Annotated in this window: 18 protein-coding genes; 8 read left to right on the top strand and 10 right to left on the bottom strand. The window is 52.4% G+C overall.

The genetic code is table 11. The features are described 5' to 3' along the window. Positions 1–453: 453 nt before the first annotated feature. Positions 454–2196: a 2-isopropylmalate synthase gene (gene leuA / locus LZ463_RS08785; protein WP_241455249.1), complete on the top strand. Its 1743-nt coding sequence runs from the start codon at positions 454–456 to the stop codon at positions 2194–2196. 35 nt (positions 2197–2231) lie between these two features. Here leuA and pdxR read toward each other — a convergent pair whose 3' ends face one another. Beyond that, positions 2232–3740 (bottom strand): MocR-like pyridoxine biosynthesis transcription factor PdxR, encoded by a 1509-nt coding sequence (gene pdxR / locus LZ463_RS08790; protein ID WP_241455250.1) that lies wholly within the window; start codon positions 3738–3740, stop codon positions 2232–2234. A gap of 130 nt (positions 3741–3870) precedes the next feature. Between pdxR and LZ463_RS08795 the strand changes: the two genes are divergently transcribed. The 4 genes from LZ463_RS08795 to LZ463_RS08810 all read left to right on the top strand — a co-directional run bounded on the left by LZ463_RS08795 (position 3871) and on the right by LZ463_RS08810 (position 7580). Next, on the top strand, positions 3871–4332 hold the full coding sequence (locus LZ463_RS08795; protein WP_241455251.1) for an OsmC family protein: 462 nt from the start codon (positions 3871–3873) through the stop codon (positions 4330–4332). 4 nt (positions 4333–4336) lie between these two features. Beyond that, entirely contained in the window at positions 4337–4984 is a 648-nt protein-coding gene (locus tag LZ463_RS08800; protein WP_241455252.1) for an FMN-binding negative transcriptional regulator, read from the top strand. 35 nt (positions 4985–5019) lie between these two features. After that, positions 5020–5484 carry a GNAT family N-acetyltransferase gene (locus LZ463_RS08805; protein WP_241455253.1) on the top strand — a complete coding sequence of 155 codons (465 nt, stop codon included), beginning with the start codon at positions 5020–5022 and terminating at the stop codon, positions 5482–5484. 800 nt (positions 5485–6284) lie between these two features. Next, on the top strand, positions 6285–7580 hold the full coding sequence (locus LZ463_RS08810) for a GspE/PulE/PilB domain-containing protein (RefSeq protein ID WP_241455254.1): 1296 nt from the start codon (positions 6285–6287) through the stop codon (positions 7578–7580). Between the two features lie 101 nt (positions 7581–7681). Here LZ463_RS08810 and LZ463_RS08815 read toward each other — a convergent pair whose 3' ends face one another. The 5 genes from LZ463_RS08815 to LZ463_RS08835 are packed head-to-tail and all read right to left on the bottom strand — an operon-like array spanning position 7682 to position 17616. Next, positions 7682–8548: a hypothetical protein gene (locus tag LZ463_RS08815; RefSeq protein ID WP_241455255.1), complete on the bottom strand. Its 867-nt coding sequence runs from the start codon at positions 8546–8548 to the stop codon at positions 7682–7684. An 18-nt stretch (positions 8549–8566) separates the two neighbouring features. Continuing rightward, complete coding sequence (locus LZ463_RS08820) at positions 8567–10432, bottom strand: CHASE2 domain-containing protein (protein WP_241455256.1); 1866 nt, start codon at positions 10430–10432, stop codon at positions 8567–8569. A 7-nt stretch (positions 10433–10439) separates the two neighbouring features. Then, on the bottom strand, positions 10440–13631 hold the full coding sequence (locus LZ463_RS08825) for a two-partner secretion domain-containing protein (protein WP_241455257.1): 3192 nt from the start codon (positions 13629–13631) through the stop codon (positions 10440–10442). Further along, a complete protein-coding gene (locus LZ463_RS08830; RefSeq protein WP_241455258.1) occupies positions 13628–15970 on the bottom strand; it encodes a CHAT domain-containing protein in 2343 nt (780 codons plus the stop codon). Before LZ463_RS08830 ends, LZ463_RS08825 begins: the two co-directional genes overlap by 4 nt. Positions 15971–15981: 11 nt before the next feature. Continuing rightward, positions 15982–17616, bottom strand: coding sequence for a ShlB/FhaC/HecB family hemolysin secretion/activation protein (locus LZ463_RS08835; protein ID WP_241455259.1), 1635 nt, complete (start codon positions 17614–17616; stop codon positions 15982–15984). Between the two features lie 216 nt (positions 17617–17832). Here LZ463_RS08835 and LZ463_RS08840 point away from each other — a divergent pair, with 216 nt between their 5' ends. From LZ463_RS08840 to LZ463_RS08850, 3 genes are all read left to right on the top strand, one after another. Beyond that, positions 17833–18291 (top strand): SRPBCC family protein, encoded by a 459-nt coding sequence (locus LZ463_RS08840; protein ID WP_241455260.1) that lies wholly within the window; start codon positions 17833–17835, stop codon positions 18289–18291. 144 nt (positions 18292–18435) lie between these two features. Beyond that, positions 18436–18807, top strand: a complete 372-nt coding sequence (locus LZ463_RS08845) for a GFA family protein (protein WP_241455261.1) — start codon at positions 18436–18438, stop codon at positions 18805–18807. A gap of 19 nt (positions 18808–18826) precedes the next feature. Continuing rightward, entirely contained in the window at positions 18827–19468 is a 642-nt protein-coding gene (locus LZ463_RS08850; protein WP_241455262.1) for a LysE family translocator, read from the top strand. Here LZ463_RS08850 and LZ463_RS08855 read toward each other — a convergent pair whose 3' ends face one another. From LZ463_RS08855 to nirB, 4 genes are all read right to left on the bottom strand, one after another. Next, positions 19469–19939 carry a GNAT family N-acetyltransferase gene (locus LZ463_RS08855; protein ID WP_241455263.1) on the bottom strand — a complete coding sequence of 157 codons (471 nt, stop codon included), beginning with the start codon at positions 19937–19939 and terminating at the stop codon, positions 19469–19471. It lies immediately after the preceding gene. A gap of 18 nt (positions 19940–19957) precedes the next feature. Next, positions 19958–22723, bottom strand: a complete 2766-nt coding sequence (locus LZ463_RS08860; RefSeq protein WP_241455264.1) for a nitrate reductase — start codon at positions 22721–22723, stop codon at positions 19958–19960. A gap of 66 nt (positions 22724–22789) precedes the next feature. Further along, positions 22790–23134, bottom strand: a complete 345-nt coding sequence (gene nirD, locus LZ463_RS08865; RefSeq protein ID WP_241455265.1) for a nitrite reductase small subunit NirD — start codon at positions 23132–23134, stop codon at positions 22790–22792. Positions 23135–23158: 24 nt separating this feature from the next. Beyond that, on the bottom strand, positions 23159–25588 hold the full coding sequence (nirB, locus tag LZ463_RS08870; protein ID WP_241455266.1) for a nitrite reductase large subunit NirB: 2430 nt from the start codon (positions 25586–25588) through the stop codon (positions 23159–23161). Positions 25589–25730: the final 142 nt, after the last annotated feature.

Genomic DNA, 25730 nt, shown 5'->3' on the forward strand with positions numbered 1-25730 from the left:
CTCCCTGCAAGCAGCGTTGCTGTCTGTGCGTACACTGCTACTAGTTCTACTACCTTCCCTAGGCGCGCTACTATAAGTTTCGCCTTGTTCTGTTTTAACCGTGTTCTGCAGCAAGCCTGAGCACTGAACTTAAAACACTTGCAGTACCAATCCTTGTTTTTCATTTGCAATACCTTAGCCCAGCTTTCTGGCACAGGAATCAATCGCATGACAGCTATCAGCACATCAGCACAGCAAACCGCCAGCAGCGTCCAGCCTGCCGGTGCTTTTGCGCACTGTTCTTGTGCTTTCGCCTTGCTAAGGCTACGACTACCGATCGGTTAACCGGCCTAGCATTTTTTACTGTGGCCGCTGGTTAGCTCACTGCCACAACATTACTTATCATCTAACAAATTTGAACAAACATCAGTGCACTGCTGAGGGCTAGTGCCGACTATTTGAAAAGAGAAAACCATGATCATCGACGCTCATAAAAAATATCGCGCCTTTCCAACTGTGGCGCTTCAGGACAGGCAGTGGCCCAGCCGCAGCATCACCCATGCACCCATCTGGATGAGTACCGATTTGCGCGACGGCAACCAGGCATTGATTGAGCCCATGGACGCAGCAAAAAAACTGCGCTTTTTTGAAATGCTGGTGAAGATAGGTTTGAAAGAAATTGAAGTCGCCTTCCCTTCAGCGTCAGAAACTGACTTCGCTTTCGTACGCAAACTGATAGAAGAACAACGCATCCCCGACGACGTCACCATCGAGGTATTGACGCAGGCACGCGAAGACCTGATACACCGTACCATGGAATCCCTGCGCGGCGCCAAGCGCGCCATTGTGCATCTGTATAACCCGATCGCGCCGGCGTTCCGCCGTATCGTGTTTGGCAAGACACGTGAAGAAGTCAAGCAGATCGCCACCGATGGCACCCGCCTGATCAGGCAATTGTGCGATGCCATGCCTGAGACTGAATGGGTATTTGAATACTCACCAGAAACTTTCAGCATGGCGGAACTCGATTTTTCCAAAGAAGTATGCGATGCCGTGTCTGCCATCTGGGGGGCAACACCAGAACGCAAGATGATCATCAACCTGCCGACGACGGTAGAATGTGCGACACCGAATGTCTATGCCGACCAGATTGAGTGGATGCACCGTAACCTGGAACGTCGCGACGCCATCATACTCAGTGTGCACCCGCATAATGACCGTGGTACGGCAGTCGCCGCAGCTGAGCTCGCCGTCATGGCCGGTGCAGATCGCGTCGAAGGCTGTTTGTTCGGCAATGGTGAACGCACCGGCAACGTCGACCTGGTTACCCTGGCCTTGAATTTATATACCCAGAGCATCCATCCCGGTCTTGACTTCTCTGACATAGACAGCGTGCGTCAATGCGTGGAAGCCTGTAACCAGATACCCGTGCATCCGCGTCACCCTTATGTTGGCGACCTGGTACACACTGCTTTTTCAGGCTCGCATCAGGATGCGATAAAAAAAGGTTTTGCCCAGCAAGACAAAGACGCCATCTGGGAAGTCCCCTACCTGCCCATTGATCCGGCAGATATCGGTCGCAATTATGATGCGGTAATCCGTGTCAACAGTCAGTCTGGCAAGGGAGGAACAGCCTTCCTGCTGGAGCAGGAATATGGCATCAGCATGCCCCGCCGCCTGCAGATTGAATTCAGCAAACTGGTACAGGCCAGTGCCGACCAGAGTGGCAAGGAAATGACCGCCCAGCAGATTCACCAGATTTTCAGCGACAGCTATCTGTCAGCCGCCAGCCCTTTACGTTATCAGGCTCATCACGCAAATACCGTCCTTGACCACAGGACTTCACCATCAGATACTGCACAGGCATCCTTGTGCATCGATCTGCTGCACCATGAGCAGCCACAAGCTATTCATGGTGCAGGTCATGGTATGTTGGCAGCGCAATTACAGGCATTCAAAGCCATAGGCTATGACATCAATATCATGGACAGACAGGATCAACACATCGTGCAAAATGGCACAAGCAGGCATCTCTGCATCATGGAAGCACGTGTCAATCATGGCTCCACCCAGCATGGGGCGGGCATTGCCGACGATGAGTTGACGGCGACGATCTCTGCCATGATCAGCGTGATCAACCGCCATAGCCTGGCAAACAATATTGAAACGGAACAGAGCAGCAGCACTATCAATGTCATCGAGGTGATAACAGCATAATCCGGCTTGTTGATGAAAGCCCCGGCAGGCAGGAATTACCGGCTGATGCCGGGGCTCTTCAATACATTCGCCAGCACAACCGCAGCGGCCTGTATCTCGGGCACGTCGAGGGAGGCAAATCCTAGCAGCAAACCTGCCGGACATGGTCGGGGCAGACGGGAGTGTCCCGGCATATCGGCATAATGGGACAAACGCCGCAACTCCAGCCCGGCATCCTGCCCGGCCTGGACAACTTTAGCCTCATCGAAATCCTGTTTGAAGTACACGGCAAGATCCAGCCCTCCATCAGTAGCACCGCATTGCAACGCATCTGCCAGATGCTGTTCCAGGGCAGTGATCAGTGCAGCCTGACGCTCTGCATAGATCTTACGCGTGCGTTTGATGTGGCGACCAAAATGACCTTCTGCGATGAAGTCAGCCAACACCATCTGCGGCATGATGGCCGTATGTTTATCAATCACGGCCTTGGCCTGGGTAAGGGGCTCCACCAGGCTTTCAGGTAAAACCATATAGCCAAGACGCAGACCAGGAAACAAGACTTTGGACAGAGTGCCGACATAGATCACGCATTGTCTGTTGTCCAGGCTCTGCAAGGATGCGAGTGGCGAACTGCCAAAGCGGTATTCACTATCGTAATCATCTTCTACCAGCCAGGCGCGGTTTTGTTGTGCCCATTCCAGCAGGGCCATGCGTCTTTGCAGGCTCATGGTCATCCCCAGCGGCATCTGGTGCGAAGGTGTCACGAAGGCGACTTTCGCCTGCGGGAAATGTTTCGAGGCATAAGCCACGTCCATACCTTCCTCATCGACAGGTACAGCACACATCTTCACTTGCGCCGCATGCAGGGCCGCTGTCGTGCCACGATAACATGGCGACTCCACCCAAGCCCTTTCACCAGGGTCAAGCAAGAGCGTGCTGAGCAGATACAATGCCTGTTGAGATCCTGAAGTGATGAGGATTTGTTGTGCCGAGCAATTGACCCCGCGTGCGGCTTTCAGGTACACGGCCAGCAATTCACGCAAGGGCAGGTGCCCGGCCGGATCACCATAACCCAATTGCCCTTTGGGACGACGGCAATGACGCGCTTCCAGCCTGGCCCAGACTGCAAACGGGAATAAAGTCAGATCCGGCATGCTGACCCGGAACGCCCTGGCATCTCCCTGATGGAAACGGGTGCTGCCTCGCGGGTCGATATGGCGTTGACCACGTTGTGAAATGCGTGCATTGCCTGCCAGGGTAGCTGGCAAAGACGTTTCCGGCGCAGCACGTTCCGCCAGCGCCGGCAGCTCTTCATGCACAAAAGTGCCCTGCCCTACCGTACCACGAAGATACCCCTCTGCCAATAACTGGTCATAGGCGTTCAGTACAGTTTGCCTTGAAATACCCAGGGCAAGGCAAAACTCGCGACTGGGTGGCAATTGCATGCCGGGCAACATGCGCCCGCACAGTATGGCTTTCCTGATTTCACCGTACAGTTGCCGGTACAAAGGCTGGGCATGTTGCTTGTCCAGGGTGATCCCGGCGATCATTTGAGAGATATGCATGTTCAGGTCCGTCTTGGTATCAAGGAATTGGCATCGATGAATTGGTATTTAGGTTTTTTTAATAATTGGTACTTTTAAATAACCAATATCAGACCTAAGATTAACTCAATTCAATGTCAGGGAGCAATTCATGCATCAGTATCAGGCAGAAATTTTATGGCAACGCGGGTCACAGGCTTTTATCGACAATCGTTATAGCCGCGCCCATCAATGGGAGTTTGATGGCGGCCTGATCGTGCCAGCCTCTTCATCGCCGCTGTCCGTGCCCGTACCCATGTCTGAGGCAAGGAACGTCGATCCTGAAGAAGCCCTGGTTGCAGCACTGGCTTCTTGTCACATGCTGTTTTACCTGTCCTTTGTCGCCAAGCGTGCTTATGTACTTGAACAATACAAGGACCTGGCAGTCGGCATCATGGATAAAAACGCCCAGGGCAAGCAAGCAATCACCCGCATCCATCTGCGCCCGCATGAAAGCTATAGCGGCGATAAGCAACCAAGCCTGCAAGAGCGTGAAGAGTTGCATCACATGGCGCATGAACACTGTTATATCGCCAATTCCATCCATGCTGAAGTCATCATAGAAATCGAGTAAGCCCATGTACCAGCCCAGCCAATTTGTCGAAGAGCGGCCTGAAGTCTTGCATGCCCTGATACACGATCACCCCCTGGCAGCCCTGATCACCATGCATGGTGAAGAGATAGAGGCCAACCACATTCCCTTCATGCTCATGCCACCGACAGCAGGGGCGCCTCACGGTGTTTTGCGCGGTCATGTGGCGCGCAATAATATCGCCTGGCAGAGTGCGGGTTCAGGCAAGGACGCCCTGCTGATTTTCCAGGGGCCGCAGGCCTATATCAGCCCACGCTGGTATGAAGAAAAGAAGCATAGCGGCAAGGTAGTCCCCACCTACAACTATGCTGTGGTCCATGCCTATGGCCCCTTGCGCGTGATCGATGATCGCCAGGAATTTCTGGCCTTGCTCAGTGATCTGAGCGACCATTTTGAAACCAGGATGGACCAGCCTTGGAAAGTCAGTGACGCACCGCCAGAATATATTGACATGATCATGGACATGATAGTCGGCATAGAAATACCGATACGCCGTATCCATGGCAAATGGAAGACCAGTCAGAACAAGACCAGTCAGGATCGCATCAATATGGTCAACGGCTTGCGCGAACAAGGCGCCGGCAATGACCTTGCCATGGCTGATGTGATGGAACAACAATTATTCACGTCCTGATATATGACGGACCTTAACATCAACGGAAATAAACAATGACACAAAGCATCGTGGTAAGACCGGCAAGAGAAGATGATTTTTCTGCCTGGTCAGTATTATGGGACGGTTACAACGCATTCTATCAACGTACAGGCCCAACGGCTCTTGCGCCGGCCGTTACACAAACAACCTGGTCACGTTTTTTTGACAGCACTGAACCAGTATATGCCCTGGTTGCCGAACTTGACGGCCGCCTGCTGGGCCTCGCTCATTATCTGTATCACAGGACGACAAGCCGCATTGAAGCAAGTTGCTACCTGAATGATTTATTCACTGCACCGGATGCCCGAGGCAAAGGTGTTGGACGCGCACTGATCAACGCAGTCTATGAACAAGCCAGGCAAGCCGGATCGACCGTGGTGTACTGGCATACGCATGAAAGCAATGAAACAGCACAGGCACTGTACAATCAAATGGCGGATCGTTCCGGTTTCATCGTGTATAAAAAAACACCGGTCTGAACAAGGTATTTCCAGCCCTTCACTCCTTGGACAAGATATCAGGCTTCGTCACTACGCAATGCGCGCTCGCCCATGATCAATCTGATTTTTGTTGCTGCCTCCCTTGTCAGCCTGATCTACGGTCTTGTGGCAATTGCGTAAATTATCGTGGCCCAAGGCTCAGGTACACCTACTATCGACAAGGGAAGAGGTCACGGGGCAGGACGAGGGTTTTGCCTCAGGTTGGCTACACGCAGAACTTGAATACTGGTATCAGGGGCACAGACTTGATGCAACACTCACATCTGCCAGCAGCGATGTGGATGATCATTCCACCTAACGCCCCTGGGCAGCTGGAGCTACCGCTCAATCCGGCCCAACCCGTACTTGCCATTCTTATGAGCCTGATCAACCTTATCTCATTGACATCGTACAATTCAGCTCGCTCATTACCGGTATAGATTCGGTAGAGATTTTCCATTCTGCAGCACAAGCTTCTATAGAACATCCGAACTTTAGCCAGGTTCAACCTGACGCCCACATGGGCAGACAGCAACCAGTCTGTCTCTGGCATAGACCTGCAATGGATAGACAAGCATGCAAGAAGTGAAGTCTGCAAGCTTTGCTTCTTTGCACAAACACCAAGTCTGCCAGCTGCAATAACAAAACGACATGCTGACTTGCCACATTCCCTACAATAAGTGGCAAGCAGAAGGAATTTTTTGTAAAAGGACACGGCAAGCTTATCAGTGTCACAACGACGATCAGGGCTAACTGTGGCAAAATGACCGCGATTATACTCAATTGATGAAAGCTAATTTATGAGTTTTGTACGCCGCATACCACAAGATAAATATGATATCTATGACAACGAGGACGTGCATGCTCGCTTACATTTCTTCAAGAATCTGCAAACCATCACGAATGCCATCCACTCGACCAGCAATATAGAACAGATCATGCTTGATCTGTCGCAAAGTATTTGCGAACTGTTCGACTGCGAAAGACTGACTTTATACTCAGTTAATTATAAAAAAAATGCCATTGAGTCCAAGGTCAAGACAGGCCTGACTTCTTTCAAGGATTTCGCCTTGCCGATTTCTGAAAAAAGTATCGCCGGCTTTGTCGCCATGACCAAGCAAACCGTCAATATCGTCAATGTGTATGACGAAAATGAATTAAGAAAACACTCACCCAAACTGGAATTTTTACGCCGCGTCGACCAGCGTACCGGTTTTCGTACCAAGCACATGCTGGTCGGCCCGCTGATCCATGAGCAAAGTAATGAGTTGCTGGGTGTCCTGCAGTTGATCAACAACCGCAATGATTGCCAGTTCCCGCCGTTGCTGGAAGAAGGTTTCAAATACCTGCGCAATACCCTGGCCGTTGCTTTTGCCCAGCGCCTGATGTCGCCACAGGTGATTCACACCAAGTTTGATTCCCTGATCAAGAATTCTGCACTGTCCATCCCTGAACTTGGCCTGGCCGCACGTGCGGCACGGCGCAAAGGCGTGGACGTAGAAGACATACTGATCGATGAATTTGAAGTCAGCCCCGCTGATATCGGAGCTTCACTGGCTGCTTTTTTTGAATGCCCTTACCAGCCCTACCAGCAAGACCGACAACGGCCCGACGCCTTGAGAAATTTCAAACGTGCCTATGTCGAAGACCATCACTGGATCATTCTGGAAGAAAACGCCGACAGCTTGGTCATCATGACGACAGACCCTGAACGCGTGATGGCTTCACGCATCGTGCATAGTCTCTTCCCTATTGCAAAGATACAGTATTGCGTCACCACACAAAGGGAATTCAGGCAAACCATAGATCAGTTCTTTGGTGACATGGATAGTAACGTCACACCGATTGAAACCGCCAGTCGCGATCCGATAGACAGTGTGTCCGCAGCCGAGGGGGCCTTGATGGTCCAGGTCAGGGAAACCATACAGGATGCCTTTGCAAAGAATCATCCGGAGTTCCAGATCGATGTGCGTTCAAGGGAAGACAAGACTGTCAGCCGCATGCACAAGGATGGCTCGGTGCAAAGGATTTCTGGCCAGGTCATCGTTGATTTCCATGTCGACTTTCTGGATACCGGCATGAATACCGCTGCATAAATACGGCAACAACAATACCGCAAAACAAAATGAAAATAGCGATGTCTCTGACATCGCTATTTTTTTCTTGCTATTACCCTGCCACTCCCCCAATCCGGGCCTTACTGCGCAGTTTCGGTTAGTTTCAACAAATCCGGCCTTTGTTTTGCGATGGTTTGCCAGACCTGGCGAGCTTCTGCAAAAGCGCGTCTGCTTTGCAACATGGCGGCATACATGACCCATTCCTCAACGCCGGCATGGTCATCCGGCTTCAACTCCAGCAGGCTGCCGGCTTCCGCCTTGTCAGCCACTCTGAATTCTGCTTTTGCGGTATGCATCTTGCCATCTTTGGCAGAGACATAGGCAACCTGCCACCGATAGGTGCTGCCCTCTGCCAGCTTGATCTTTTCAGGTAATTGCCAGGTATTTTCCCTGGTTTTTTCACTGACCAGCAGGTTCTCATCAAGATCATGAAGGCTGATTTCAAATTCCGCACCCTCGGCAGATATCCAGTTGAAGACAGGGCGCTGTCCCAACAGCAGTGCATTGTTTTCCGGCGTAACGGCAACAATGCGCGGCGGCAGTTGTCGCATACGCACTGCACCGGCGATCACATTGCTGGTCTCGGCGGCACGCACCAGTTTTTCTGCCAGTGGCCTGCCTGTAATTTTTTGCCCCTGCGCAGTCGTGATACCGTCCTTGTCAACCACTACTGTTGCCGGCCCAGTCAGTTGAACCACCGTACGGCTGGCGTACAGGGATAACGACGCCTTGCTGCCGGCATCAAGAATAATCTGCATTTTTGGCTGCAGGTAAGCCAGCAGTTGCAGTTTGGAACTGCTGCCATTGAACTCCACCTTGCCACTACCTTGCACATCAAGCACCATACCCAGGGCTGTCTCTGCGCGTGCAAAACCACTGCCGACAAGTGCACTTAACAGGCAAATCAGGACCAGGCAGGAATGCAGTACTTTACGGATATTCGTCATGTTCATACTCTCAAAAAATCAATCTGGCTCAATGCATGCCTGCGATTCTGCATCTGATTCAGGACGCCAGCCATACACGGCAATCGCAGAGCGTCCCTTAAGATTCCTGTCACCAAGTGACGTCAATGATGCCGTCCCGGCCAGTTTGTCTTTCACGATCTGGGAGACCACAACAGGGTAACCCACATCTTTGCACAAACCTTCTATTCTCGCGGCGGTATTGACCGTGTCGCCAATCGCCGTATATTCATGTCGCTCTGCAGAACCAACCTGGCCGATGACAGCATCGCCGCCATGCAAGCCTACACCTATCTGCAACGTCGCCTTGCCTTCGGCCTGAAATTCCAGATTCAGGATGTCCAGTGCATGCAGCATTTCACGCGCAGCATTGAAGGCATTTTGTTCTGGATTTGCCAGGACCTGCGGTGCGCCAAAAAAAGCCATCAGACCATCACCGATGAACTTGTCTATGGTGCCGCCATGCGCATGGACAATCTTGCTCATGACTGCAAAATAGCGGTTTAACAGGCTGACGATATCTTCGGCCTGCGCATGCTCACACAAGGTGGTGAAACCGCGTATGTCTGAAAACAGCACACAGACCGGCAAGCGTCGGCTTTTTGCAGTCTGGTCTATACGTCCTGCGACGATTTCTTGCATGACTGCCGGGCTGACACGACCAGAAAAAGCCTTGCTCAAACGTTGCTTGTCAACGAAATGCTGCCAGGATTGCCAGGCGGAGCTGCTGCCCAGCGCCAGCAGGCCGGTAAGCAAAATTGCAATCGGTGGCAGCCATACATCATATTGCATGGCAATGCCCGATAGAGCAAGCAAACCCAGCACCGCCACCAGGAATAATAACAACTTGCGGCGTATGCTGGCACCAAACCAGAACAGGGCGAACAAGGTACACATGATGAACAGGCTACCATTATCGACCTGCTGCAACATGCGCTGGTTCAACATGCTGCGCAATAGCTGTGCATGGGCCAGTACACCGGGATGAGGTTCATCGGCCGGTAGCCAGCCTGCCAGTGACACTGGCAAGTCAACCAGATCAGTTGCATCCATGGTGGCGCCGAGCAGGACTACCCTGCCACTATAGCGCCGCTGCAATTCTGCCTGTTTGCTCTCACGCGCCAGTTTCAGGATGTCTTGCAAGGGCTGGTACTGAAAAGGCGCGCCCAGGCGATAATTGATCAACCCCGACCAATCCCGCCGCATGCCTGCTGCAGCGGCAATTTCACTGGCCAGACCTTGCGCACTGCGGTCTGGCTGGCAGTCACGACCGGGGAAACGACGTATGCGCTGGTCACTGTCACGACAAAATTCTGCCGAAGCAATCGCCTGGAATTTTTCATCCTGCATGTTCAGCACTGCTGCATAATCAAGCTGGATATCGCGAAAATGACTGTGCTTGAGATCCCATACTTTGGCGACGACCAGCGGCGTAGTTTGCACCCCTTGCAGCAATCCGGCCAGCAGCGACTGATGGAAATCTGCAGCGTCCTTACGAACCGATACCAGTTGGTCATAGCGTTTTTCCGGCAGACTGATGTCCATGCCAATAACCCTGGCGCCAGCCTGACTCATGATACGGATAAATTCGGCAAGATGATGGTGATTGAGGGCCAGCGGTTCGTCCACCTCATCAAGAAAGGCTTCATTGATGCCAACCACGATGGGGTCAATCGCCACGGTTTGCGGATTATAACGACGCGACAATGTAAACTGTAGATCCAATAGCTTATTGTCCAACGCAATGACCAGTGGCAGATGCAGGAACAGCCAGGCCAGGGCAAGCAAACCCGCCAGACCGTAAGCCTGTAGCAATCGTGGAGTGAAGTAGCGCCGCACCTGGGTCATTATCGATATCAAATTCACGGAAAAATCAGGGTCTGAGCAAACCTGTGGCGTTGGGCGGCAAACCGCCACGACCTACCGGGCTCAGCGAACTGCCACTACCAACACGGCATAAATCCATGGCCAGATTCCCCGGCTCATAAGCCTGGGCATTGAGGTTCAGCAAGCTGGCGGAAAAATCTACTTGCGGGCTGCTTAGCATGATTACGCCATTGACGCCATCTGGCGCAGCAGCCTGTATCAGGTTTTTTCCACTACCATCAAATTTTTGCGGCAAACCACCCAGCACCAGTTGATTGCCACTGGCAATGATTGCCTTGACCTGCACGTTGACATTGCCGCCGCTGGCAGCCGTCGCAGCCGTATTGGCCTGTATAAAACCACCACGCAAGATCATGGCTGGAGCAGTAATATTGATGTCACCACCGTTACCTGCCCTGGTGCCACTGACCGAAGTTGTGATTTGCGAACGATCAAGCACCACAGGCCCGGCACCGTTGACACTGATATGACCGCCATTACCGTCAACAGCACTGGTATTGATCGTACTGCGACTACTGAGCATGCGGCTGGCGTAAGCGATATGTATATCACTGGCGGCAGCATTGTCACTGGCCGAAGCCGTGACTTGTGCCTGATTCATGGTAATGACTGGTGCGTCCACTGTCAGCAAGGTTTTGACAGGCTGGGTCTTGCCACTGATTTGTGCTGCATTACGTATCGACAGCAAACCCTGGTTAAGACTCAGGCTTTCGCTGGCACTGACACTGACATTCCCGGTATAACCACTCGATGTTGCCCCTGCTTCGGAACTGATGACGGCATGACTGTTGATATCAATTTTTTTTGCATTGACAGTGACTTCACCGGCTTTGCCAGCAGCAAAAGCACTGGATGAAATCTGCGCTCCGTTCAGCATCTGCAATTGCGTTGTCATGACATTGACGGTACCGGCATTGCCGACTGAGCGATTGCTCAATTCACCACCGGCATTGGCACTGCTGAAGATACCGGTAGCAAGCGGAGTACTGTTTTCATCCTTGTCGGTCACGCTGAGTTTGCCATCCAGCGTCATATTTGTCGCCTGGACTTTTACCGCGCCTGCCGCGCCCGTTGTTGAGCTGATGGTTGCTGACGAAATCTGCCCGCCATCTGCCAGCAACACATTACCTGCAACATTGACATCAAGATTACCGGCATTACCACTGGCCTGGGTCCCCGCATCACTATAAATACCGGTTGCTGCGCCCTTGCCTGCAATACTCAGGCTGCCTGCATCAACCCTGACTGCACCGGCATTGCCCACAAAGCGGGTAGCCGACGAGATTCTTGCACCATTTTCCAGCTGTATTGCCTGACTGGTTTTGACGGCAATGTTACCGGCATTACCTGTGCCTATGGTTTCTGCCATGATGCCGCTACCTTGTCCGTCAATGGACAGATTGCCTGAGCCGACAGTAATGGCACCACTCTGCCCCCTGGTATAGGTCGTGGAAGAAATACGCCCTCCACCTGTCACTGTCAGTCTGTCGGCAATGTTGACATCAATGTTGCCACCACTACCACCGGCAAAACTGGCTGACATACGGAAATCGCCGGCATCACTATAGACACCGGCTTCCAGTCCCTGCCCGTCAATCAGCAGGCTTTTGGCGGCAACCCTGATCTTGCCTGCATTGCCAGTATCAAATGCAGATGTCGAGATCCCCCCCTCGGACAATATGCTGCCTGCACCGCTGACATTGACGTCGACATTGCCGGCGTTACCCTTGCCGCCGGAAATACTGTTGATGCCAGTCGAGACGCTATCACCATTGATCAGCAATTCTGCTGCATTGACCTTGACATCAGCACCTGCGCCAGACGAATAGGTGGCTGAAGAAATCTGCGCGCTGCTGATGATGCTCAGCTTGCCGTCTGCACTGACGGTGACATTCCCGGCATTACCCCTGGCCTTGGCATTACTGATACTGAGTATGCCGGTATCAGGGCCGTTGGCGTCAGTACCATCGAGCACGATATCCCTGGCGCTGACACGCACATTGCCACCATTGCCACTGGAAAAAGTTGAAGAAGAAATCACGCCGCCATTGAGTAAAGCCAGTTTGCCACTGACCGCGATGTCGAGGTTACCGGCATTACCAGTGGAATCACCCGCCTGGCTATAAATACCTGTGCTGTGACCTTGCCCGTCTATCGTCATGGCAGCAGCATCAATCCTGATGGAACCGGCATTGCCAAAGCCAAAAGTAGAAGAAGAAATGCGCCCGCCATTCAGGATACTGATCTGACCGGATGCCATGATCAGCACATCGCCCGATCGGGCACTGCCGTCCCTGACGTTGCCAATAATGCCGGTATTCTTGCTGGCATCCTGCTGGTCTATCAGGATGTCACCAGCCTGTATGCGTATCAGGCCGCCATCGACATTGCCGCTGGCCGAGGTCGTAAGATTGCCGCCATTGATGATACTGAGTTTACCATCGGTTTTAGGAAAGTCTGCATTAAAGCCAGCTTCCAGCCTGCTTTGCCCGACGGCAGCCAGTCTTACGGCAGCACCGGGGGCCAGCAGGCTGGCGTCATTGATACTGATATCACCAGCGACCAGTGTCAACGCTTGTTGCGGACGCAGGTTGATTTCCGCGCCATCCTTGAATGCCAGGGTTGCGCGACTATTACCGAGAAAACCAAAAGCCTCGGGCGCTGCTGCGGACAAGGTGCTGGCCCTGGCAGTATCGACATAAAAATTGCCATCAGAAAATTTCACATAATCAGCCGTACTGATATGCAAGCCGGCCGGTACATCAATCGCCGCACCAGCGCCGACAATCACACCAGCCGGATTAATGAAATAAAAGTGCGGCTGGCTGCCCGTAGCCGCAGTCAACTTCAGCATGCCATTGATATTGGATGCGGTGCCGCCAGTGACACGTGCAATCACATTCTGCAAGGCAGTGGTCGTCGTGAAATTGGCTGATTCACCACTTTCTATGCTGAAACTCTGGAAGCTGTGGAACAGATTGCTTCCCTTGATCGTACCCAGACTTTGCGGCACGACAAAATTCCCGCTCAGGGTCTGCACCTGACCGACCGAGCCATCGGTCTTGGCGCCAGCCCATGCCAGCGACGCAGCGCCGCCAAACGCCAGCCACAGGCTGACCTTGAGCAGGCTGACTACGCGCAGTTTCAGAGGTTTTTCTGTCAGCACAGGTTTGCTCATAACCAGCTCCCGACCATGATGAATGGTGCCCAATAAAAGGGATGATTGAATTCATTATTCTTCAGCAATTCCAGCTGTGCTTTTTGCAAGGCCTGTGCCTTGCTTGTTGCCGGTATCGCCAGGTTGCGATAGAACTGCCCCATCAGCAAGGTGGCGGCGTTGTCTGATACCGGCCAAAGTGAGCCCAGCGCACTTTTTGCATGCGCCTTGAGCGCAGCACCGCTCAGGCCCAATGGAGCCCTGTCATCACCTTCCGCTGTCTCGCAAGCTGAGAGCGTCAGCAATTCCAGGTCCTGATTTTTTTTGCCGTCCTTGCGCAAAAAAGTTTGTAGCTTGTCCATGGTAATCAGATCATCATGCGCCATCAGAAAGGTGCTGTCAGCTGTGCCGCCAAATACGCCATGTGAGGCGACGTGTATGACCTGGTAATCGCCGGTTTTCACTTTCTGTCCGAATGCCGCTACAGTGAATCCCGAATTAAACAAGGTTTGTCCGGGCGCCAGCTTTTCCAATACATGGATTTCTTCATTGACACCGGACAACGCCAGCATTTCCCGTAACTGTATGTTTCTCCGCTCGCTCTGCAATTTATCAACTAGTGCAACGGAAACATTCACTGCACCAGTTTTTGGGACATTACGTATGCCACGGGTTAGCGCCGACCTGGCATTCTGCCCGCCCGCAGTAGCATCAGGACTGGCCGCCAGCAGTTGCTCGACCATGAAATCAGGTAATTTTTCAACAACGGTGCCTGGCTCACTCATACCAGCCAGCAGGGTTCTCATTTGCCAGCCTTGCTGTTCACGCACCGTCGTATTGGTCAGGCTCAATGCAGGTATGACGGCAATCGCATATTTTTCCACAGCAAAGTGCTGCCCGTCATACAGAGCAGCAAATGGCAATAAACGCAAAGCCCCATCGGGAACAATCACCAGGGTGCGGATGCCCTGTTGCCGGATTTGTGCGTCCAGTGGCCCCAGCAAGGCATCATACAGACGTCTGGCCTGGGGTTTGAAGGACAGGTTGTCTTTCAGGCTTTCGGTAAAAGCGATGACTTCACTGCGAAGCTTGGCCGCAGGTAAGGACAGGCTATGTCTTTGCATGCCGTGACTGGTTTCCAGCAGCAATTCAAGACGGTCAGTCAACAGGATAGGATAGAGAATGGCGGTATCGCTGGCCAGCACAGTTTGCTGACGATTGGCCCTCGCGGTATCGACTGCGCAACGGTCGCCAAGATAATCCTGCAATTCGGTTTGTTTGATCAGTTCCAGCACATCGCGGGCACGACGCAACTGTGCGTTTTTTTGAACGCTGTCCAGTTGATCCGATGTTTGCAACAACAAATCTGCCAATCCCAGATAGATCGGCTCCAGGGTCTCACGGAAAGACGAACGACCATCCTGGTATTCAACCGGGATATCACCACGTATGGCTTCCACATGCTCCACCGCTCTTTGATAGGCAGCAATTGCCTGTTCATTCTTGCCCTGCAGGCGCAACAGGCGAGCCTGCCGCCACTCTGACTGTATCAGTATGTCGTGCGCCTCTATACCCTGGGTCGCCAGCAAGACCTGTTCGGTCAGTGCCAGGGCGTCATCTGGCCTGCGCGCCTCTTCATACAACTGCGCCATTTGATCCAGTGCTTCTGCCTGCAAGCGCTTTTGCCCCAGCTCCACTGCCGCCTGCCTGGCCTGCTGCAAAACCTGAAAAGCCAGGTTGTGGCCTTCGACACCCAGCATTTTTGCCTGTACCGCCAGGTTAATGGCAAAGCGGGCACGTTGCTGGTCATTCAATTGCGGCAAACGTCGTGCCAGCGTCTGCAGATTTTTCAGTTGCGCAGTCGAGGTCAGTTTTTTTGCTTCAAGCTTGTTCCGGTTCAAGCCCACACTGAGGGTAATACCGGCATCATCGCCAGCCAATTTAAGTGCAGTATCGTAGTAAGTACGCGCCAGCTCTGCATGGCCGGTTTGCTGCAGCCAGTTGGCAAAATCGATGGCATAACCGGCCTTGTCCAGACTGTTGCCTGCATTCTCATAGGCATAACGCAAATATGGCTCGGCCAATGCCTGCTGACGACTATTTACATAGCTGATGGCCAGTGCCGCCGCAGCCCTGACTTTATCTTCTGGCTGCACTGCATCTGCGTAGGCAGTATGCAACTTGCTGAAAGCCAGTGTGTAATTGGCGCTGCCACATTCGTGCAACCCCCGGCTCAATAATTCTTTGTAGGACGACGCCATCGTATCTGCTGTCGCATGTGCGACATTACCTGCAAACGCAAGCAGGCAAAAACCAGCCAGGCCTGGCAATATTTTTTTCAAGAACAATGTTATCTGCATATGCGCTGCTCTCAAAATACACGGTAAGACAATTGCAGATGCACGCCCTGGTCTTGCAAATTGCTATCAGTTACGGCACCAGCACCGTCAGTTGTCTTGAGTTTTTTTGCCAGGATGAGATCGGCTGCCCAGCTTTTCCATTGCCAGGTCAAGCCCGCACCTATCGACGCCAGACTCTGAGACGCTTCACCGACATTGCTGGCGCTGGCCAGGTCGGTTAAGGCAATCAGCCTGATTTTGTGGCCGCCGTCTTGTCCCAGGTTCAAAGGATAATGAAATTCTGCACTCAGCAGATAGGCGCGATCACGCACCAGCGCATTTTCACGATAGCCGCGAACGCTCGCCACACCACCGAGCGAAAAACGCTCCAGCGGCATCAGCCGATCACGGCTCTGCTGAGTCGATGCGCGCAAGACGATTTGCCTGCCATCCTTGTCCAGGTTGTTGACATATTGCAGTTGGCCAGTCCAGATGCGATATTGCCGTGCTGGTGCAGCACTGTCAGACTGATCGAGATTGTTGCGGCCAAAGGTCAACACACTGCGCAGGGCAATCGCCTGGGTTTCCCAACGCTCAGTCCATTCCTGCGACAGGCGCAGGACACGGGTCCTGGAATAGCCGTCAGGTTCACCTGGAGTAAAAGAAAATGCCTCACCCAGCAGACTGGTCTGACTGTCACGCTGACCGTAACTGACCCCAATTTCAATTTTTCTTTGCAGGCTGTTGAGCAGAGCCTGGGTCAGCCCCAGTTCGTAGCCGGAACTGCGGCTCTTGATATCGACCGACTTCAATGATTCGTCTATGACGGCTGAACTGCCATGATCTGCACTGAATCTCAGGCTGGTACCAATACTGTTTAGCGGCAGATTCCAGTTCAGATGTATGGGGTCTGCACCTTCACTATGTGAAAAATTAGCTTCAAGCATGTCGCCAAGTCCGCTCAGATTGCGTACCCAGCCGGACACACCCAGTACTTCAGAACCTATCGAAGCCGCACGGTAATTATTTGCATACAGATTCAGCCCGGATGAGGGTGCACGCTGTACATCAATATCAAGTACTGCTGTACCGGGCTGTTCGCCAGGCAGGATACGACTATTGATCTTATCAAACAGCGGGTCTGTCAACAGGAGCTGGAATCTTCGCTGCAATACCGGCATATTGAAGACCTCTGCCTCATTGACCAGTCTGTCCCTGATATACGACTGCGCCAGCCTGCCTTCACCCTTGATCCTGACTTCATTGATGCGTCCCTCAATCAGCCGCACCGTGATGATGCCGCCCGGGAAAGGCTCAGCCCCTTCGGCAACCGCCAACACCGCTCCCGAATTAAGATAGCCACGCGCTACATACAGTCGGGTGATACGGGCACGCAATTCTTCCAGTTCGGTAAAACTGAGGGTTTTCCCCATATAGTCAGCGACCACCTCTTTCAGTTCTGTACTGCTGAGCACCTGATTGCCGCTAAACTGTATGTCCTGTACAACAATTTGCCTTATCGGTACTGCTGGCAAGCTCAACACGGACGACTTGTCCTGGGCCACGGCCAGACCCGGGCCAACCAGGCCATCAATACCATTGATGACCAAGGCAAGCAGGGATAATCGCGGGAGATTGCAGAACATCTTGCTGGTAAGGCTCAGCATAGACAGGTACAAGGTTGAAACCGGGGCAGCCTGGAATAGAAAAAAGACATAAAAATGATTTGCAGTAAAACGATTGAAGCCGAATTGAATAAACAAACTGCTTAAAAGATGCACATCTTAATTCTATCGAAAAAGCCTGACAAGAAATCGTCTACATACCTAAGTATGCGACTGGCGAGCTGAACACATTTCTCAAATTTACATAATAGCAACATAATGCCCATCATCGAACTCAGCACAGAAATCAAGGCTGCCATTACAACTGTCTACCATGTCTCACAGGACTATGCTGTCAGGTATGAATGGGACCCGTTTCCCGACAGCATCACCATGCTCAATGACCGCCAGGGTATGCCTGTTACGGGAACGCAAGTCCTGGTTCGCTCCAAGCTTGGCATGGAAATGCTGGTCGAATTTGTGCAAGCAGCCCCGCCTGAGCGGGCAGCCATTGTCATGTTGAAAGGCCCCTGGTTTCTGAAAAAATTTGCCGGTTCATGGATATTCGAAGCCAGGTCTGCACATCTGACCCTGGCGAGGTTCCGTTACACCATACATACCCGCGCCTTTATCTTTACCTGGCTGCTCGACAGGTTGGCCAGCAGCTATTTCAAGCATACAACGGCAAAACGACTGGCCGGACTAAAACAGTATTGTGAAAAAAATACCCGCATCTGATTACCTATACAAGGGCAAAAATCAGCCACAATTGTATTGGCCATATACCAAAGCCGATGCAGCCCACAATGGAAAAATTGTACCGGTACCGGCAGAGCAAAGCGCTCTATGATGCCACTAACGACACTTTTACCATATAAAAAAATGCAAACACCTGGTTTACGCCCCATGCAAAGCTATCAGGGCAGTTGTCACTGCGGCGCAGTACGTTTTGAAATTACAACAGATTTTCCGGAACTGACAACTTGTGATTGTTCCATCTGTCACCGTAAAAACGCCTTGATGGTAAAAGTACACGAGAGCCAGTTCCGCCTCGTCACCGGCGAAGAGTCACTCACTGAATATCAATTCAACACCATGACGGCGCATCACTATTTCTGCAAGGTTTGCGGCATCTATCCTTTCCATCGCAAGCGGGTGACACCAGACAATTTTGGTATCAATGTTCATTGCCTGGCAGAATTTGATCCTGCTGGCATCCCTGTACGCAGGGCTACTGGCTCAAAGATGTCCTGACCTTCATTATGGATTTATCATGCAGACGCAAACCCTGCTCGCTTTCACCGCAATCGCCAGCCTGTCCATACTGAGCCCTGGCCCGGCCACCCTGCTGTCTTTGAAAAACGGCGCCAGCTATGGAACACGCTCAGTGATATGGTCAGCTTTTGGCAACATTTCTGGCATATTCTGTTTATCCAGTTTGGCCTTTCTTGGCCTTGGTGCATTGCTGAACTCGTCCGCAGTTTTGTTCACCGTTGTCAAAATCCTCGGTGCCCTGTATCTGTTTTACATAGGTGCGAAGCAATTGTTTGGCAAGGATAGTCCCCTGGAAGCGGCGGCATCTAATCAAGCATCAGTGGCGCGGCCAAAACCGTCGAAGTTATATGGTGAAGCTTTTCTGACTGCGGCAACCAATCCCAAGGCCCTGATGTTTTTTACCGCCCTGTTCCCGCATTTCATCAACACACAAGAGGCACTCGCGCCGCAGTTCTTTACACTGATGGCCATCTTCATGGCCCTGTCTTACCTGGTCCACTTACTATATGCGCAACTGGCTGCGCGCGCAGTACACGTCCTGGTCAAGCCGCATTTTGTCAAATGGATTAATCGTATTGTTGGTACAGCTTTCATTACTTTCGGCGCAATGTTGCTGAGTTTGCGCAGGCAAACTGCCTGATCATGCCAGCAGCTTTTTTTCCATGAATACACTCAAAGGGTCTTCCTGGTAATCACCAAAGGGCCCTCTTTCTGCATAACCCAGACGATAATACAGGCCCAGTGCTTCTGGTTGCCGGATACCGGTTTCCAGCCTGGCAATGCGTACGTCATTGGCCAGCAAGTGATCTTCCAACGCCTGCATGATATGTTTTGACAAGCCTTTACCGCGAAATTCTTCCGGTACAAATACACGTTTTATTTCACCATAACTGCATAGTGCCAGCTCATCAAACAGGATTTTTACAGCGCCACAGGCTGCCAGTTGATCATCAAGATGGCAGCCCAAAAACATCACATTATCCTCGGCGAGCGCCTGCACACTTTCCAGGTGATTGCTTTCTGCCGGATAAAGTGCCGCCATATAGGCATCTGACAAGCCAATCAAACGGACAGCTGCTGTAGAGGCCGGATTTATTCTTTCTGCTTTCATCGCCATCAATCCGAAATTTCAAACCTGCTTTTGCAGCAGGTTAGTGCTGATCATTTTCTTCAGTTCTGGCACGCAAGAACCGCAATTCGTGCCACACTTCAATTTGCCCTGCAAGGCTGTCAGCACATCAGTAGGCATGCCATCCATCTCTGCGATCGCGGCATTGATTTCCGTATCGGCCACGTTCAGGCAACTACAGATGATCTTGCCCCTTGCTTTAAAGCCCTGCGGCGCTGTCGTCGTCGGCATCAGCAACAGGCGTCCCAACCTGGCGACAGGTTCCTGAGCCTGCAAAAAGTCCCTGAGCCAGCCTTCGGCAGAGACATCACCTGCCAGTGCTACCGCAGTCAGGGCGCCATCTCTGGCCAGGATATGTCTTGCCATGCCACGGCGCTTGTCGTCGTAACGCAAAACATCCGACCCCTGTATGCCAAACAAATACTCGATTTTTTCCAGTACATCGGCAGCAACGGCCTCTTCATTGGCAGCACGAAAAATGACACCAGTCTTTTCCCGTCCAAAAGGTATGCATGATGCATAGGCAAACTCACGCATATAGGGGCGCAAGGCTGCCTGGATTGCAAAAGCCTCATCCGCATCAAGCCAGGCAAATACCACGAAGCGCCATGGCAATTCTGCCTTGACGATCTTGACGGCAGCAGCCTTCAGCTCAGGCTGTTTGGAACTGGGATCTATCGCCGGTGAGGTCAGTGCATTCACGCCATAGCTATGTTTGTCGGCATGGCCACGACCGGACACATACTCCTCCCCCCAGTGCATCGCAATAAAAACCTGTCCTGCCCTTTGCTCGTCGCTTTCAATAACCGGCAAGATCACCGTACCACGCCGGCTGCTGACATGGACCAGGTCACCTGCCTTCAGGAAGCGTCGTTGCATGTCGGTCGTTTCCATGCAAATGCCAGGCTCAGGCACATGGGAAAATAATTGTGCCACGGTACCGCTGCGACTCATGCCATGCCACTGATCGCGCAGGCGGCCGGTATTCAGGCTGAATGGATAACGTGCATCCACACTATCCTTGGCTGCTTGATACACGGTATTGACGAAACGTGCGCGTCCATTGGCGGTCGGGAAAATGCCGTCTTCATACAAACGCTGCTTGCCGGTCACTGCTCCAGCCGGAAAAGGCCATTGTTGTGGCCCCTGTTGTTCCAGTATGGCATAGGACAGGCCGGTAATATCCAGATCACGCCCGCGGGTACTGTCGCGGTGTTCATTCCAGACTTGCTCATCACTTTCAAACTTGAAATTTACTGCAGGCTTACCTAGCAAAGGTGCTAATGCCTGACCGAACAGGCTGGCAATCTGCCAGTCATGCTTTGCATCGCCCGGCGCGGGGATCACTGGGCGCACGCGTGAAATACGTCGCTCGGAATTGGTCACCGTACCAGTCTTTTCAGCCCAGGTACTGGCGGGCAGCAAGATATCTGCATAAGGTACGGTGGCAGTACTGGCGTAGGCTTCCTGCACGATCACCAGTTCGGCTTTTTTCAGCGCTTCACGTATCAGGTTTTGCTCGGGCATGGACTGCGCGGGATTAGTGCAGACTATCCAGATGATCCTGATCTCGCCCTGCCTGACTGCTTCAAACATTTCCACCGCAGTCTTGCCGGGTGTGGCAGGTACCTCATCTACACCCCAGTACGCGGCAATCTCCGCACGATGCTCTGCATTACCCAGGTCACGGTGGCCAGACATCAGATTGGCCATGCCACCGACTTCACGTCCGCCCATGGCGTTCGGTTGCCCGGTCAGAGAGAAAGGTCCGGCACCAGGCTTGCCTATCTGATGTGTCGCCAGGTGCAGGTTGATCAGGGCGGCATTTTTTGCCGTGCCCGAAGATGACTGGTTCAGGCCCTGGCAATACAGGGACAGGCTGGCGCGAGATTGACCAAACCAGCGTGCCGCCTGTACCAGGTCCGCTTCCTTGATGCCACAAGTTCTTGCAACAAAAGCCGGCGTGTAATCACGTACGGTTTGCTTGAGCTCGGCAAAGCCCTCGGTATGTTCCTTGATGTAATCAGTGTCGATCAGATCTTCCCATAGACATAAATGCAGCATGCCGTTGAACAAGGCCACATCAGTACCAGGCAGGATAGGCAGGAACAAATCGGCTTCGCGCGCAGTGTCGGTACGGCGTGGGTCAGCAACGATCACTTTCAGTGCCGGATTTTTTTCCCTGGCGTGTTCAAGGCGGCGATACAGGATGGGGTGTGCATAGGCGGTATTCGACCCGGCAATAAAAATCACCTCAGCCAGATCGATGTCCTCATAACAGGCCGGTGGCGCATCAGCTCCCAGGGTTTGCTTGTACCCGGCTACTGCACTCGACATGCACAGACGTGAATTGCTGTCGATATTATTCGTGCCGATCAGACCCTTGGCGATTTTATTGAAGACGTAATAGTCTTCTGTCAGCAGTTGGCCGGAGATATAAAAAGCCACACTGTCGGGGCCGTGTTTCTTGATGGTGTCTGCAAATCTGTCGGCCATGCTGGCAATGACCGTATCCCAGTCACTGCGCCGACGCGCCTGATCCCGCCCCGCAGATGGCTCACGCATTTCGGGATAAAGTGCTCTCACCTGCTGCTGTATTTTTGCATCGGCCGACAGATGCAAGGTGCTGCCTTTGCTGCACAGGCGGCCAAAATTGGCAGGATGATCAGCATCACCACGCACGCCTACGATTTGCCCGCCTTCGCTCTCTATCACTACACCGCAACCAACGCCGCAATAACAACAGGTAGATTTGGTTTCAGTCATACATGCCTTTTTAAGTGCGGGCCGCTTCGATCAAACGACAGCGCCCCGTCTTATTACGCTTCTGCTTTATGTCTCTACTGCCAGTGTCGCCAGTTCATTGGCATCCAGATAGACCTGATCGGCTTCCACTTTCAAACTGAATTTTTGTGTACACCCTTCATCCGGTGAAATCGCACAACCGGTTGGCAACTCTATATTCCAGTTATGCAGGGGGCATGCCACTCTTTCACCAAAGACGATGCCTTGTGACAGGGGACCTCCTTTGTGCGGGCATTTATCCAGCAGTGCGAACACCTTGTTTTCCGTATTCCTGAAAATGGCGACGTCCGGTTTGGCAGCGCGCGCAACAACGCGCGCACCCAGCACAGGGATGTCTTCAACACGACAAATAACTTGCCATTCCTGACTCATGTTTTTTCCTCTCAAAAAATGGCGTTATGCTGGCAAGCGTTCGAACTGACGCGTATCGACCTGGGCTTTTTCTGGTTCATGCCATGGGTCAGATTCACCCTCCAGCGCAAACAGCAGACGCTGATACAAGTCTTTACGGCGCTCATGGTCTTCCAGTATGATTTTCTTGACATACTCAAGGCCAACACGGGCCAGGTAATGCACAGTGCGTTCCAGGTACCAGCCTTCTTCGCGGTAGAGTTGCAGGAAGGCACCGGTATATTCCATGACTTCTTCATGGGTCTTCAACTTGACAAAGAATTGCGCAACCTCGGTTTTGATACCGCCATTGCCACCTACATACAATTCCCAGCCAGAATCAACACCAATGACACCGACGTCCTTGATGCCAGCCTCGGCACAATTGCGCGGGCACCCCGAGACCGCCAGCTTGACCTTGTGCGGTGAGTACATGCGTGCGAGTTCGCGCTCCAGTTGCTGCCCCATCAGGGTAGAGTTTTGTGTACCGAAGCGGCACCATTCACTGCCCACGCAGGTTTTGACAGTGCGCAACCCCTTTGCATAGGCGAGGCCGGATGGCATGCCCAGGTCTTGCCACACGGCGCGCAAGTCTTCTTTCTTCACACCCAGCAAATCGATACGCTGACCACCGGTGACCTTGACAGTCGGTATCTTGAATTTATCAACGACGTCCGCAATCCGGCGTAATTCGCTGGCATTGGTTTCGCCGCCCCACATGCGCGGGATGACGGAATAAGTGCCATCCTTCTGGATATTCGCGTGTGAACGCTCGTTGATGAAACGTGATTGCGGATCATCCTTGGCTTCACGCGGCCATGTAGAAATCAGATAGTAATTGATCGCTGGGCGGCAGCTTGAACAACCATTGGGTGTACGCCATTCCATGAACTCCTGTACACCAGCTACGGTCAGCAGCTTGTTGGCCTTGATGGCATCGCGCACTTGCTGATGGCTGTGATCTGTACAAGAGCACATGGGCTTGACTTTCGACGCCGTCGAATAATCACCGCCAGCAGTGAACATGATAATCTGCTCCACCAGACCGGTACAGGAACCACAGGAAGCTGAAGCCTTGGTATGCTTGCGTACATCATCAAGCGTGAACAGACCTTTTTCCTTGATGGCTTTGACGATAGTGCCTTTGCAAACACCGTTACAGCCGCAGACCTCGGCTTCGTCCGGCATGGCGGCGGCCTTGGTATGGCCTTCATGACCAACGTCACCAGTATTGGATTCGCCAAACATCAATGAATCACGAATCTCGGCAATGTTCTTGCCTTCACGCAGCAGTTTAAAATACCAGCTACCGTCGACCGTATCACCATACAGACAGGCACCGATCAGCTTGTCATCCTTGACTACCAGCTTCTTGTAAACACCACCTATAGGGTCAGACAGGATGATTTCTTCCGTGTCTTTCCCTCCCATGAATTCACCAGCAGAAAACAGGTCTATGCCCGTCACTTTGAGTTTGGTGGAAGTGACCGACCCCTGATAACGGCCTATGCCAAAATTGGCCAGATGGTTGGCACAAACCTTGGCCATCTCAAACAGTGGCGCAACCAGACCATATACCGTGCCGCGGTGATTAACGCATTCGCCAACAGAATAAATGCGCGGGTCATAAGTCTGCATGGTGTCATTGACGATGATGCCACGGTTGCAGTACAGACCGGCAGATTCTGCCAGCGCCGTATTCGGTCGTATGCCAACTGCCATGACGATCAGTTGCGCAGGGATTTCCAGGCCATCGGTGAAACGTATGGCTTTTACATGGCCTTTGTCATCACCTATGATGGCTTCGGTATTTTTTTCCAGTAAAAAATTCAGGCCCCGGTCTTCCAGCGATTTTTGCAGCATTTTGCCGGCAACAGGATCAAGCTGGCGCTCCATCAGCCAGCCTGGCAGATGTACGACAGACACACTCATCCCACGCATCTTCAAACCATTGGCCGCTTCCAGTCCCAACAGGCCGCCACCGATGACAACAGCATGCGTATGCTTTTCTGCTGCCTCTATCATGGTGTTGGTGTCATAGATATCGCGATAGGCAATCACACCTTGCAGGTCTTTGCCTGGTACCGGCAGCATGAAAGGCGTGGACCCGGTTGCCAGCAACAGGCGATCATATTCGGTTTGCGTGCCATCTTCGGCGATCACCTGACGACGTGCCCGGTCTATCTTGACGATTTTTTTGCCAAGGTGCAGGGTGATATTGTTCTCCTCATACCAGTCCACATCATTGAGCATGATGTCCTTGATGGTTTGCTCGCCAGCCAATACCGGTGATAGCAGAATACGGTTGTAATTGGCATAAGGTTCTGCACCAAATACGGTAATGTCATACAGGTCGGGGGCGATCTTGATCAATTCCTCCAGGGTACGCACACCTGCCATACCATTCCCTACCATCACTAGCTTGAGTTTCTTCATGACTGCTCCTTTGCTTGTCTCCCCAGACTCTAAGCAAGAGCAATGCCAGTTCACTGAAGCAAGTCCGTATTCACCATCTTAAACATATTGCGCACCACAACTGGCACTGGCGCATACGATTGCGCACTATAAAAGCCATGCC

The organism is Undibacterium paludis, assembly GCF_022568815.1.
GTDB lineage: Bacteria > Pseudomonadota > Gammaproteobacteria > Burkholderiales > Burkholderiaceae_D > Undibacterium.